At 48.8% G+C, this 13,729-nt stretch carries 7 protein-coding genes; 6 read left to right on the top strand and 1 reads right to left on the bottom strand.

The window, feature by feature from the left end:
* The first annotated feature begins 11 nt into the window (after window positions 1–11).
* The 4 genes from PV783_RS15525 (at window position 12) to PV783_RS15510 (ending at window position 8,289) form a co-directional block, all read left to right on the top strand.
* On the top strand, window positions 12–1,022 hold the full coding sequence (locus PV783_RS15525) for a FecR family protein (protein ID WP_420988639.1): 1,011 nt from the start codon (window positions 12–14) through the stop codon (window positions 1,020–1,022).
* Window positions 1,023–1,161: 139 nt separating this feature from the next.
* Window positions 1,162–4,575, top strand: coding sequence for a SusC/RagA family TonB-linked outer membrane protein (locus tag PV783_RS15520; RefSeq protein WP_420988638.1), 3,414 nt, complete (start codon window positions 1,162–1,164; stop codon window positions 4,573–4,575).
* Window positions 4,576–4,597: 22 nt separating this feature from the next.
* Complete coding sequence (locus tag PV783_RS15515; protein WP_420988637.1) at window positions 4,598–6,049, top strand: RagB/SusD family nutrient uptake outer membrane protein; 1,452 nt, start codon at window positions 4,598–4,600, stop codon at window positions 6,047–6,049.
* The gene (locus PV783_RS15510) at window positions 6,049–8,289 is read left to right on the top strand and encodes a GH92 family glycosyl hydrolase (RefSeq protein ID WP_420988636.1); all 2,241 of its coding nucleotides are present in this window, start codon (window positions 6,049–6,051) and stop codon (window positions 8,287–8,289) included. The genes PV783_RS15515 and PV783_RS15510 overlap by 1 nt, the downstream gene beginning before the upstream one ends.
* 65 nt (window positions 8,290–8,354) lie before the next feature.
* Here PV783_RS15510 and PV783_RS15505 read toward each other — a convergent pair whose 3' ends face one another.
* On the bottom strand, window positions 8,355–9,497 hold the full coding sequence (locus tag PV783_RS15505) for a glycoside hydrolase family 130 protein (protein WP_420988635.1): 1,143 nt from the start codon (window positions 9,495–9,497) through the stop codon (window positions 8,355–8,357).
* A 95-nt stretch (window positions 9,498–9,592) separates the two neighbouring features.
* On the opposite strand from PV783_RS15505, the gene PV783_RS15500 reads away from it, so the two are divergent.
* Both PV783_RS15500 and PV783_RS15495 read left to right on the top strand, forming a co-directional pair.
* Window positions 9,593–12,991, top strand: coding sequence for an ATP-binding protein (locus tag PV783_RS15500; protein ID WP_420988634.1), 3,399 nt, complete (start codon window positions 9,593–9,595; stop codon window positions 12,989–12,991).
* A 171-nt stretch (window positions 12,992–13,162) separates the two neighbouring features.
* The gene (locus PV783_RS15495) at window positions 13,163–13,705 is read left to right on the top strand and encodes a hypothetical protein (RefSeq protein ID WP_420988633.1); all 543 of its coding nucleotides are present in this window, start codon (window positions 13,163–13,165) and stop codon (window positions 13,703–13,705) included.
* Window positions 13,706–13,729 lie beyond the last annotated feature (24 nt).

Raw genomic sequence — 13,729 nt, 5'->3', positions numbered from 1 at the left:
ATAACTGGTATATGTCGTCTAATCCGTTAAGATTAAAACTATTACTGCAAAAATACCTGTCCGGCGACTGTAGTCCGCAGGAGCTGGAAGAGTTCTGGGCATTGATGGCGGAGCTGTCGGAAAACGACCTTGTTTCGCAGGAGCTGGCAGCGCTCTGGGAGCATACGCCGCGGCCCGCACAGGAGCCTATGTGGGAGCAATTGTATACAAAGCTGCAGGGAAAGATCCAGGAGGGAGAGATTGATATGCTCAAAGTGATGACCGTAAAACGCAACCCGCTGTACAAAAGAATAGCCGTTGCCGCCGCCGTGATACTGGTAATGCTCAGCGCCTGGTGGCTGCTGCCGGTGACTAAGCCCGCTCCTACCCTTACTGCGGCGCTTCCTGAAACACAGCATTCCTCCAATAAAATAATTACCCTCCCCGATGGCAGTGTGGTAACACTCAATGAAAACAGCCAGCTGGACTATCCCGCCGCCTTCAACGGGCATAGCAGGGAAGTATACCTGAGAGGAGAAGCCTTTTTTGAAGTGGCACCCGATAAAAACAAACCATTCCTGGTACATACCGGCGCTATTGTGACCCGTGTGCTGGGAACCTCTTTTAACATCAGGGCCGCGGGGGATGACTCTCCTATAGCCGTAACCGTTACCACCGGCAAAGTACAGGTACAAAAAGATAATAAAGCCATCGTGGCGGAACTGCTGCCCGGTGATCAGCTGATACTCGACAAAGCCGCTATTGCCCCACTGGTTACCAAAGCCAATATGAAAGAGGTGCTGGTCTGGAAAAAAGACGAGCCGGTATTTGAAGATGTTTCCTTTGAAGCGGCGATTCCACTTATCAACAAATATTATGGTATTGATATCCGGTTCAGGGATGAATCCCTGCGCGTTAAAAAATTCACCGGCAATTTTATCAACGATCCCATGAAACAGGCGCTGGATGTGATCTGCGAACTAACGCATGCGCAATGGGAAAAAGGACAGGACAGTATTATCTGGCTGGATAAACGATTTTAAAAAAGGCTATACTAAGGACTAGTTAGTATAGCCGGTTGTCTTAAACATTTCGGTAAACATTTAAAAACTACCCAAAGGTATGAAATTTCTTATCAGGGGAAGGCTACGCCTTTTCCCAAAGCGAACGTTTGCGTATTATATGAAACTAAGTTGCTTACTCGCCTCTGCTTTTCTTTTCGGCATCAATATGCTGATTGCTGCTCCCGGCAAAGCGCAGCGATTGGAAGAAGTAGAAGTCACCGTAAACCTGAAACGGCAATCCCTGAAGGAAGGTATTAAGCAAATCCAGCAGCAAAGCGCTTTTAAATTTGCTTATGTAGCCGCACAGCTTTCTCCCTATGATGATATTACTTTGCCCGCAGAACGGAGATCCGTACTGCAAACGCTCAACCTGCTGCTGCAAAACACCGCCCTTACCTGGTCGCTGAACGCCAATACCATTGTGATTACCGAGAAGCGGGCGGCAGATCCCGCACTATCCGCGCGTGTGATCACCGTTAGCGGAAAGGTGACCGATGAAAAAGGTAACGGGCTTCCCAATGTAACCATCACCATCAAAAACGGAGGTGGCGGGGCTATTACAGATGTTAACGGTCATTTTACCATCCGGGTGCCCGATGAAAAGACCATCGTTATTTTTAGTATGATCGGGTATACATCCGTGGAAATAGCCGCAGGCAGCGCTACCCCGCTGAATATTATTTTGAAAGAAGAAACCCGCTCGCTCAACAACGTGATTGTAGTGGGATACGGCACCCAGAAGAAACGGAATGTTACCGCCGCCATCGCCTCCGTGCCAATGGCCGAAATGCGCGACATGCCCATCTCCAACGTGGCCACGGGTATGCAGGGAAAAATCCCCGGTGTAATTGTACAGCAAACAGGCGGCGCCCCCGGCGCTACCCCCGCTATAAAAGTACGCGGCTTTGGTTCCATCAGCGCAGGCACCAATCCCCTGATTGTAGTAGATGGGAATATTGTGGACGCCAGTGTTTTCAGCAATTTCAGCAGCAACGATATACAAAGCATTGATGTACTGAAAGATGCTTCCTCCACCGCTATCTATGGGTCCAAAGGCTCCAACGGAGTGCTGATAGTAACCACCAAACGCGGAAAATCCGGCAAAACAAGGTTTAACGCCGACGTATATACGGGGTTCCAGGATGTTTCTAAAAAAATAGATGTACTCAACTCGCAGCAGTTTGCAGTATTCTCCAAAGAAGCCTCCAATAACGCTTACCTCGATAACGTACCCGGCGCCAATATATCCGATCCTAACTCCGCCCGGCCAAATTCGTACCTGCGATACCGTTATCCCCGCGGCGATCTGTTTGAATGGTTCAATTTCGACGATCCGCAGAAAGTAGCCGCCATGCCTACATACGATTACCAGGATATGATTTTCCGCAAAGGGATGATCAACAACTACCAGGTAACCGCCAGTGGCGGCAACGATAACGCACAGTACCTGGTAACCGGTGGCTACCTGAAACAGGATGGCATCATTGAAAAATCGGCCCTCGACCGGTACTCCATCCGCGCGAATGTAGACATCAACGTGACCGACCGTTTCAAGCTGGGCGCCAATATCAACCCGGTATATAAAATCCAGAACGATGTAAACAGTGATGGTCACTGGGCCGGCAACGGTATCATCAATGCCGCCTTATCCGCCGTACCCATGACGCCTGTATGGAACGCGGACCACAGTGCTTATACCTCGCAAGCCGCGCTGGCTACGCCTTATGGCTGGCCTGGCATCACCAACCCTGTAGCCAACATCACCGAAAATCCGAATGAACTGATCACCACCAACCTGCTTACCAACGTGTACGCATCGTACCAGTTCCTGAAAGATTTCAGTTACCGCGCAACCGGTAATTTCAACGTAGGCTCCACCAGGAGGAATGCCTACAAAACTTCCCGCATGCCGCTGAACCAGATACTACCGCCTACACAGGCCGTGGGTGAAGCTTCTTCTGACCAAACCACCAGCTGGCTGTTTAACCAGACCCTTAACTATACCAAAGCTGCCGGACCACATAACATCGATGTATTGTTAGGTATGGAGGCGTATAAATATCAATACCAGAGGAGTCAGGCCATTGGTACTTCTTATGCCAACGACGTAGTGCCTACGTTGAACGCTGCCGGTTTACCAAGTACAGTCAGTTCTTTCAGAACCGCCAATACTTCTACCTCCTACTTTGGCCGCGCTACCTATAACTACAAAGAAAAGTACATCGCCAATGTATCCCTCCGTGCAGACGGATCTTCTATCTTCGGCAGCAAAAACAGGTGGGGTGTATTCCCCGCAGGTTCTGTGGGATGGGTGCTGACAGAAGAACCATTTATGAAAAATATCCCGGTGATCTCCAACGCCAAACTGCGCGTGAGTTACGGGCTGGCGGGTAATAACCAGTACACCGACAACTATCCTTACCTCGCCACGCTGGAAGCAGATAACTACAGCTTCAACAACTCGCTGGTAAATGGTTTGGGCGCAGCCTCGCTTGGCAATGATGAACTGGGCTGGGAAAAAAGCAAACAGTTCGACGCCGGTATTGATATCGGATTCTTCCACGAAAGAATTGGCATTGGCATCGATTACTATAAAAGAAATACCAACGACCTGCTGCTGGCCGTAAACGTGCCTACCATCACCGGTTTCAGCACCGCCGTTAAAAACATTGGCGCCATAGAAAATAAGGGCTGGGAATTTTCCCTCGCTACCCGCAATCTTACCGGCGCCTTTACCTGGAATACCAATGCAACGCTTTCCTTTAACCGCAATACCGTGGTGGCACTGGGTCCTACGGGAGATCCCATCCGCAGTAATTCCGGCGTAAATGAAACCAATATCACGATGATCGGCAAACCGATCGGTAACATCTATGGATACAAACAGATAGGTATCTTCCAGAACCAGGCCGACCTGGATAAATTTCCGCACGACCTCACTTCCAGACCTGGTGATGTGAAGTATGAAGATGTAAATAAAGATGGAAAGATCACGGCAGATGACCGTACAATAATAGGTAACAGTCAGCCTGATTTTATTTACGGCCTCACCAACACCTTCCGCTATAAGAACTTCGACCTGATGGTAGCCATACAGGGCCAGCAGGGCGGACAGATACTGAACCTCAGCCGCCGTTTCTTTGAGAACGTAGAAGGCAGCGCCAACCAGCTGACCACGGTGTTAAACCGCTGGCAGTCGGAAGACAAACCAGGCAACGGTATCATTCCCCGTGCCAACCAGCGCACCACCGGCAACAACAACGCCATCTCCAGCCGCTGGGTGGAAGATGCCACCTACCTGCGTATTCAGAACGTAAGTATCGGCTACCAGTTACCGGAAAAAATATTGCAGCACATCCGGCTGCAACAGGCCAGGATCTACCTGTCGGCTCAAAACCTGTACACCTTCACCGACTACCTGAACTATAACCCGGAAGTAAGTAATTACGAAGGCGCTTTAACCAGTGGCGTTGACTATGGCCGTTATCCGCTGGCCAGAACATTTGTAGTTGGTGTAAATATCGGATTCTGATCTTCCTAAAAAATTAAAGAACATGCGCACAAATTATCTATACATATTCCTCGCAGCAGCTGTTTCATTTACGGCCTGCAAAAAGAGCTTCCTGGAACAGCTCCCGCCTTCCACGGCCACTACGGAAAACTTCTACAAAACAGCCGACGATTTTAAAAATGCACTCAATGCCAACTATGGCTCGTTGCAGTCCGGCGGCGTATTTGGCAATGCTTACATCTATGGCGATATTCCATCCGATAATAACTTCCCGGTACCTTCCGGCTCTGTAACAGACCAGGATGAATTTGACCGGTTCTATATTAAAACCACCAATCCCTTTGTCGCCAATCGCTGGAACGACAGCTACAAAGCCATTTCCCGCAGCAACACCATCCTGTCGAGGATTGCGCCGATAGCCATGAGTGATTCACTGAAGAAACGCTTCACCGCTGAAGCACAGTTTCTCCGGGCGCTGGTATACTTTAACCTGGTGCGTTCCTTTGGTGATGTGCCACTGGTGGTAACGGAAATCACCAATGCCAACCAGGCATATGAATATACCCGTGATCCGGCAGCGAGCGTATACGCACAAATTGAAGCCGACCTGAAGGCCGCCGAAGCCGCATTGCCGGTAAGTTACACCGGCGGCGATATAGGCAGGGCCACCAGAGGTGCCGCCAAAGCCTTGCTGGGAAAGGTATTGCTCACGCAACATAAATATCCCGATGCTGCCGCAAAGCTGAAAGAAGTAATCAGCTCCGGTACCTACGCCATACTGGATAAATATGCCGACGTTTTTGATGTAAGCAAGAAAAATAACAAGGAGTCTGTTTTTGATGTACAATATAAATCCGGTGGCGTAAAGGAGGGCAACCCACTACCTAACTCCTTCGCGCCCGAAAACTCCGGCGATGCGGTAGTGAAGTTTGGCGGCGATGGCAACAACCAGCCTACCCCCGATATGGAAAACGCCTATGAAGCCGGCGACACCAGGAAGAGCTTTTCGATGGCTACTTCTTATGTAAATGCCAGTGGAGCTACCGTAAATTATTATTTTGTAAAGAAGTACTTTGATGTACCTGCCACCAAAAACGATAATGGCAACAACTTCCCGGTGATCCGTTATGCAGATGTAGTGCTGATGTATGCAGAAGCGCTTAATGAAATAGGCTACCAGGGCGGTGGAGAAGCGTTCACTTACCTGAACATCATCCGCAAAAGAGCAGGGCTTGCAGAAAAAACAGCCGCCAACCTGCCCGACCAGGCATCGTTCCGGCTGGCAATAGAAAATGAAAGACGGGTGGAACTGGCATTTGAGGGACACCGCTGGTACGACCTGGTGCGCACCGGCAGGGCAATCCCGGTGCTCAACAGCAAAAAGGCACAAATCAGGTTAGTAGCCGATCTTACCAGCGACAACCTCGTAATACCAGTACCACAAAGCCAGATAGACATTAACAAGGATAAGATAAAACAAAACAAAGGATATTGATGGTACGTAAAACCGTTTGTACTTTTTTATGGTTAACAGCTGGTATGGCAAGTGCTTGGGCACAAACCAGCCAGCTGTTGGCTTATGTAGACCCGTTCACCGGCACCTCCAAAAGCACTACACTCACCGCACTGGTTCACGGCGCCGGCACTGAGCAGCTGGCCAACACCATCCCCGCAGTGGGCATGCCTTTTGGCATGACGCAGTGGACGCCACAAACCAGGCTCACCGAACAAAAATGTGTAGCGCCGTATTACTATACCGACTCCCTTTTCACCGGCTTCCGCGGTACGCACTGGCTCAGCGGTTCCTGTACACAGGACTACGGCAGTATGACCATTATGCCGGTTTGCGGCGAACTTAAAACCAGTCCTAACGATTACGCATCAACGTTTGTAAACACCAGTGAGATAGCCACGCCTGCTTACTACAGCATCCTGCTGGGTAAAAACAAGATAAAGGCAGAAGTCACTGCCACTGCGCGTTGCAGCATGATGCGTTTCAGCTTCACGCAGGATGATGATTGCTATATAGTGGTCCGGCCCAACAGCGACCGCGGCAAAGGCGCCGTGTATATCGACCGCCAGCGGCAGGAGATCTCCGGTTACAATCCCGCCTTCCGCATTTACCAGGGGCAGGGACAGCCCGCAGGTTTCAGCGGATACTTTGTAGTGCAGTTTGAAGAAGTATTCACAGATGCAAAAGTATTCCGCGGCAACACCGTGTTGTTGGAAGACAGTATCAAAAACGAGGCAGGCATTGGCAGCGCAGTAAAATTCAACGTGCATAAAGGCAGCGTGATAAGAATACGTGTAGGTACCTCTTTCACCAGTATTGATGCGGCACGGGAAAATCTTGCCGCAGAAATCAATCACTGGGATTTTACCGCACAAACAAAAGCAGGCAGCGATGTGTGGAATAAAGCGTTGGGGAAAATTGAAGTAACCGGTTCTTCCGAAAAAGATAAAAAAATCTTTTATACCGCGCTATATCATACCATGCAGCACCCGCGTCTTTTCAATGATGTAAAAGGCACCTACCCTGCCTTTGCACAATCATACCAGGTGAAGCAACTGGCGTCAGGCAATTACTACGACGACTTTTCCATGTGGGATATTTACCGCGCACAACTCCCGCTGTATGAAATACTGGACACCGCGTTGATCAACGACCTGGTACGTTCACTGATCCTGAAAGGTCAACAGGGCGGCTGGTTACCTATTTTCCCCTGCTGGAATAATTACACCGCCGCAATGGTCGGCGATCATGCTATTCCGTTTATTGCATCGGCTTATAATAAAGGTATCCGCAATTATGATGTGGAAGAAGCGTACCGCCTTATGCGGCAAAATGCTTTTGACACCGCTGCCATAGAAGACTATAAAGAAGGTAAGGGCCGCAGGGCATTATCTTCTTACCTGAAATACGGGTATGTACCTTTGGAAGATAACGTGCCATATGCCTTTCATAGCCGCGAACAGGTGTCGCGCACACTTGAATATGCGTTTGATGATTACGCATTATCTACTATTGCGAAAGCATTGCATAAGCAAAAGGATTATGCCCTCTTAAAGAAAAGGGCCGGCAATTATGCCAATGTATTTGATCCGCAGCTGGGAGATGTAAACGGCCGGTATGCCTCCGGCAAATGGTATGAGCAACCGGACCGGGATAAGAAAATGTTTTTTATCACCGAAGGAACCCCGCGGCAGTATGGCTTTTACGTACCTCATGATATTCCCGGGCTTATTAAACTAACCGGTGGAAACAAAAAATTTGAACAGGCGCTGGATAGTCTTTTTCTGAAACAACAATACTGGCATGGCAATGAACCCGGTCACCAGATCCCTTTCCTGTACAACTACGTAAACGCGCAAACGAAAACAATAGCGCATACCCGTGAAATCAGGGCAATGGAATACGGCGTAGGGCCGGGAGGGTTATGCGGCAATGACGATGCCGGGCAGATCAGCGCCTGGTACGTGTTTACCGCGATGGGCTTTTATCCGGTGAACCCCGTAGCGCCGGAATATGCCATTACCATTCCTGCTTTTGAACGCATTGTTATTCATACCGGCGAGCATACCACCACCACTATCCGTGTAGCTCCAAAAGGTGCACCGGTATTTATCGGCACTATCAAAAAGGATGGGAAACCATACAGCACTACGCGCCTGTTGCATACCGACCTGATGAAGGGCGGCGTATTTGACATTTACCCAACGGATGGCGGACAATGAGTGGTTACCCGCAGCGGAAATTACTCCATAGTTCATCCATCTGTTGCCAGATCACCTGCGGACATCTATGGCAGCGGATCTCCCGGCGCGGGATGTTTGGGATCAAATACGGCCATCCCTACCCTGCTGTCGGCACAGCCATAATATAAAATCCATTTCTTCTTAAAATATACCAGTCCTTCTATAAATACGGTACCTGCAGCATATTGTCCGCTTTTTTCAAATGCCTCCATCGGGCGCAGGAAGGGTACATCCAGGCGGGCAATGGCTTTTTCAGGATCCTGTTTATCAAAAAGTACCTGCCCGGCACTATAGGTATTTGCAGTAAAACGCTGATCACCTTTATCGCCCGGCTGGTTCTTGCCGTTATACAGCAATAGAATGCCTTTATCCGTGATAATAGCTGGTGGGCCGCACTCTGTGAGCCCGCTGTCGAAATAGCCTTTCCTGGGCCTTATAAGCGCTTTTAATGCACCGCTGCTGTCGGTAACAGGTTGCCAGTCGACCAGGTTATCAGACGTAGCGGCAAATACGCCGTGTTCTCCCCAATACATCCAGTACTTACCATTCACTTTTGCAATCACCTGTTTCTTTCCTTTCAGTGCTGTAACGATAGAAGCCGATTTATGCGGCTGATCTACGAAACGGTCGCCGGCTTTCCGGAAGATGGGCCCGTGCTTGGTCCAGTTTACCAGGTCCTTGCTGGTAGCCACTCCCAGCCTCGGCACCTGCCGGTTCCACTGTGTATAGAAGATTACATAGGTACCATCAACGGTAACGGCTACACGGGGATCTTCGCAGCCACCCGGCCATTCATAGGTTTGCTGATCATCATTGCGCGGGTATAATACCGGTGTTCTTTTTCTTTTGAAAGAAGTACCGTTTTTACTTTCCGCATAGCCGATCCGGGAAGTGCGCATGCCTATTTGTATACCGGATTTATCTTCTGCGCGGTAAAGCACTACTATCTTCCCGGCCTTAACAATGGCAGCGGGGTTAAAGGTGTCGTTCGACTCCCAGTCGACCTCCCTTTGCAGGAGCGAATCATAAAAATGTGCCGTAGAGTCTGTGCGGATCACGGGGTTCACGCCCGCAGGTCTTACAAAGCCGCCCAGCGCCCAATCGGGTAAACGGTTGGTTTGGGCTTTCAGTGGATGCTGCGTAAGGGCTATAGTTGCAGCCAGGAGAAACAGAATCTTGCTATTCAAGGTAGTTTGTTTAAATTGAGCATGGAAAGGATAAAGATAATCTCCGCATTTGACTCATTCAAACAAAACTACACGTGCCCCTTTAACAAACGCCTATGCAGCATCAAGATCAATTTTTAGCTGGTGGTGGGGAAATGGGCAGGCTGATTCAAAGCATGGATTGGTCAACAACTTCGTTAGGTCCGGTGGAATCATGGCCGCAGAGTTTAAAAACAACGGTCAGTCTTTGTCTTTCTTCCACATTTCCCGCTTTAATCGCCTGGGGCCCCGATACCATACAGATCTATAACGATAGCTACCGTCCTATCTGTGGCGATAAACATCCCGTGTCTATGGGGCAGAGCTTCCGGGTATGCTGGGAAACAGCGCTGCCGGTAGTGGGTGATGCTTTTACCCGCGGACAATCAGGTGAAGGCACCTATATCAAAGACCAGCGGATGTTCCTGGACCGGAACGGCTACCTCGAAGAAGCATTCATGACATTCTCGTTTGCGCCTATACGAAATGAAGCCGGCGAAGTGGGAGGTATTTTTCACACGGTTACCGAAACAACGGATAAAATGCTCGCTGCGCGCCGGACGCAGGTGGTACGTGATTTGTCGGCCCTGATAGGCAAAGCCGAAACTACTGAAAAGATATGCGACGCAATACTGGGAAAAACGATTGACTTCAGCCGGGATATCCCTTTCCTGCTGCTATACCAACTGGACAGTAAGGTGGATAGCCATTGTGTAATAGCTGCTGCCGGAATTAATGCGGACGCTGCGGGAGTTACCTGGCCTTTTGACGAGGTATTACAATCCCTGCAACCCGGAGTGGTAACGGACCTGGGCAACCGCTTTGGCAATATTCCCTTTGGTCCGTACCCCGAAGCGCCACACAGCGCTGTTGTGCTGCCGGTAAATATTGCCGGGCAGCAGCGGCCGTGGGGGTTTGTTGTGGCAGGTGTGAGTGCCAGAAGAACGCTGGATGATGCCTATTTAAACTTTTACGAATTACTGGGCAATGCTTTCAGCATCGCCTTTTCCAATGTGCATGCGTATGAACAGGCACAACAGCGCACCGAAGCATTGGCGGCTATTGATAAAGCTAAAACAGCTTTTTTCAATAATGTAAGCCACGAATTCAGAACGCCGCTTACGCTGATGATAGGCCCGCTGGAAGAATTGCTGCAACAACCCCTGCTGCAGCAGCCTCCATATAAAATTAACCTGGATGCCACTTATCGCAATACGCACCGCCTGTTGAAACTGGTAAACAACCTCCTGGATGTAAGCCGGGTAGAAGCCAACCGGTTAAAGGCGGTATACCAGCCGGTAAACCTGGCAACACTCACCACCGATCTGGCCAGTAGCTTCCAGTCGATCATCGAAAAAGCAGGTATGCAACTGAATATCGATTGTGTGTCCACCCGGCCGGTGTATATAGATGTGGAAATTTGGGAGAAGATCATCCTGAACCTGCTCTCCAATGCGTTTAAATTTACGTTGGAAGGCAGTATCAGCGTGATACTCCGTGAAACTGAAACATCCGCCATTCTCCAGGTAAAAGATACTGGCGTAGGCATACCTGAAAAAGAATTACCACATATGTTTGAGCGGTTTCACCGGGTGGAAAACAGTCCTGGCCGCACACATGAGGGATCTGGTATCGGGTTGTCGCTGGTGAGCGAACTGGTACGGCTACACGCCGGCACCATCAGCGTGGAAAGTTCAGAAGGCACAGGCACAACTTTTACCATACACCTGCCCTTCGGCAATGATCATCTTCCCCGGGAACAAATCTCCGAAACCGGGAAACATACAGATACCCTGCTGTTAAAAGGCGCTTTTCTGAAAGAGGCATACAGCCTGCTGGACAACAGCAGTCCTCCAACACATGAGGGGCATTATATGCCCGAAATGGGGCACTGGGAAGTAACAGAAACCGCCGGCAGCCCCGAACGGGCGCATGTGCTCATTGTGGATAATAACGCAGATATGCGTAACTACCTGGCACGGCTACTCGAAAAATATTTTTATATCACCACTGCCAAAAACGGGTTGGAAGCACTGGCGCAAGTGGAGCGTAACAAACCGGATCTTATCCTCAGCGATATCATGATGCCGGTGATGAATGGAAAAGATCTGCTGGAACGCGTACGTGGCAACCCGGTTACCGCGCAGATACCTGTTATCTTCCTTTCCGCACGTGCAGGTGGCGAAGCCCGTATCGACGGACTGGAAGCCGGTGCAGACGACTACCTGGTGAAACCCTTTTCGGCCGGGGAACTGCTCACAAAAGTAAAAGCGCATATTAAAATTCTGCAACTGCGCAACCATGCGGAGCAGCAACTGAAAAATTTATTTGAACAGGCGCCGGTGGCCATCTGTTTATTGAAAGGACTGTTAATGAATATTGAGGTGGCCAACGAAATACAATTGCAGTACTGGGGCAGAACCGCTGAAGAAGTAATGCAGAAACCATTACTGGAAGCCCTGCCCGAGCTGAAATCACAGGGAATGGAAAGTATGATAGAGAAAGCATACGTCACCGGCAAAAGGTATATTACCGGCGAACTGCCGCTAAAGATCGTACGTTTTGGTAAAGCCGAAGATATTATTGTCAGGATTACATTTGAACCGCTGTATGAAGAAAGTGGCAATGTTTCCGGCATCATGTGTGTTACCAATGACATCACCCATTTTGTAGCCGCACGTGAAGCTGCCAGAAACTATTCAGATAAACTGGAATTTCATGTGGAAGACCGCACCACAGCATTAAAAGTGGCCAATGAAGAATTAAAACGGACCAACAGGGAACTGGAGGACTTTGTATTTATATCGAGCCATGACCTGCAGGAGCCCTTGCGTAAAATTCAAACCTTTGGCAACATTGCCATGAGCGCCGAAGCGGCACAACAGCCGGTAAAGGAATACCTGGAAAAAATGATCGCCTCTGCTTCGCGCATGTCCGGGCTGATCAAAGACCTGCTGAATTATTCAAAACTGAATAAAAGTGACGATCCGTTTATTGAAACAGACCTGAATGTTGTTATGGAACAGGTACTGAGTGATCTTGAACCCGGTTTAAGGAAAAGGAATGCGCATATTGAAATATCACCGCTTCCACACATAAAAGCGGTTCCATTACAGATGAATCAGCTCTTTCATAACCTGCTTGATAATTCCCTGAAGTTTAATGAGCAGGAACCGGTGATCCGCGTAAGCGTGAGCATCATATCACCGGAAAAACAAGCTGCGGTTCCAAGACTGGAAACAGGCAAACAGTATTATGAGCTGGTATTCCGCGACAACGGTATCGGCTTTGAGCAGAAATACGCCGACCAGGTATTCACTATTTTCAAGCGTTTGGTGAAGCCTTCCGAATATCCCGGTTCGGGTATCGGGTTAACCATTTGCCGCAAAGTGGTATTGAATCATGGAGGGTATATTTATCCTGAATCGCAGTTGAATGAGGGCACTACTTTTTATGTATACCTGCCGGTTTTGTAAGGAGGTTATTATATTTTTGTATGTTGATGGTGAAGATGAAATAACTTCTTTTCCGGAGATTTTTAATGATTTTTATCATGTCTTCACAAGAAATTATCGGCTATTTTTGCTAACTTAATAATGGCACCAAAACAAGATCAACATATGCAATACTGTAGCAGAATTTTTTACATGATCTGCTTATTGATGTGTATCAATGTAGCAGCAGACGCGCAAAAGAAGATCACCGGCATTTACCGCAGCATGGATGATTATTTGGCTAATGAGTTGAGTTACACCAGAGATAACGGCAACAAAGCGCCCAGGATCCATCTGCATACGCTTGCGCCTAAAAGTTATGTCACCCTGCAGCATAACGGCAGGAATATTCATATCAACAAAAATGAAATATTTGCTTATCAGCTCGCAAATGGTGATGTATACCGGGTAGAAGGTAATCATAGTTACCAGATCCTGAATAAAAACCCGCAATTATTGCTGTATAAGAGAAAAATACCTGCTTCTCCGAAAGCCGGTCCGGAAGATCAGTACAAAATGTACTTCTCCGCTCCGAACGGTAAAATACAAACGCTGACCGCCTGGAATGTGAAACAGGCTTTCCCCGCGCATGAAACACTGGCGGATCAGATGGACGCCCAGTTTAAGCGTGATGCAGAACTGCTCACCTACGACCGGTTCCGTGGTATGTATAAACTGGAGTGGCTCGTAAAATAAATTACTGACAATTAGCTTCCGGCA

It is taken from the genome of Chitinophaga sp. CC14 (genome assembly GCF_048957795.1).
Taxonomy (GTDB): Bacteria; Bacteroidota; Bacteroidia; order Chitinophagales; family Chitinophagaceae; genus Chitinophaga; species Chitinophaga ginsengisegetis.
This window is presented reverse-complemented; position numbering and strand designations above follow the sequence as displayed.

What these genes read in the sequence shown, in the direction of transcription:
- PV783_RS15520 (WP_420988638.1), top strand. Translation starts at nt 1,162, where the DNA reads ATGAAACTAAGTTGCTTACTCGCCTCTGCTTTTCTTTTCGGCATCAAT.
- PV783_RS15495 (WP_420988633.1), top strand. Translation starts at nt 13,163, where the DNA reads ATGATCTGCTTATTGATGTGTATCAATGTAGCAGCAGACGCGCAAAAG.
- PV783_RS15515 (WP_420988637.1), top strand. Translation starts at nt 4,598, where the DNA reads ATGCGCACAAATTATCTATACATATTCCTCGCAGCAGCTGTTTCATTT.
- PV783_RS15510 (WP_420988636.1), top strand. Translation starts at nt 6,049, where the DNA reads ATGGTACGTAAAACCGTTTGTACTTTTTTATGGTTAACAGCTGGTATG.
- PV783_RS15525 (WP_420988639.1), top strand. Translation starts at nt 12, where the DNA reads ATGTCGTCTAATCCGTTAAGATTAAAACTATTACTGCAAAAATACCTG.
- PV783_RS15500 (WP_420988634.1), top strand. Translation starts at nt 9,593, where the DNA reads ATGCAGCATCAAGATCAATTTTTAGCTGGTGGTGGGGAAATGGGCAGG.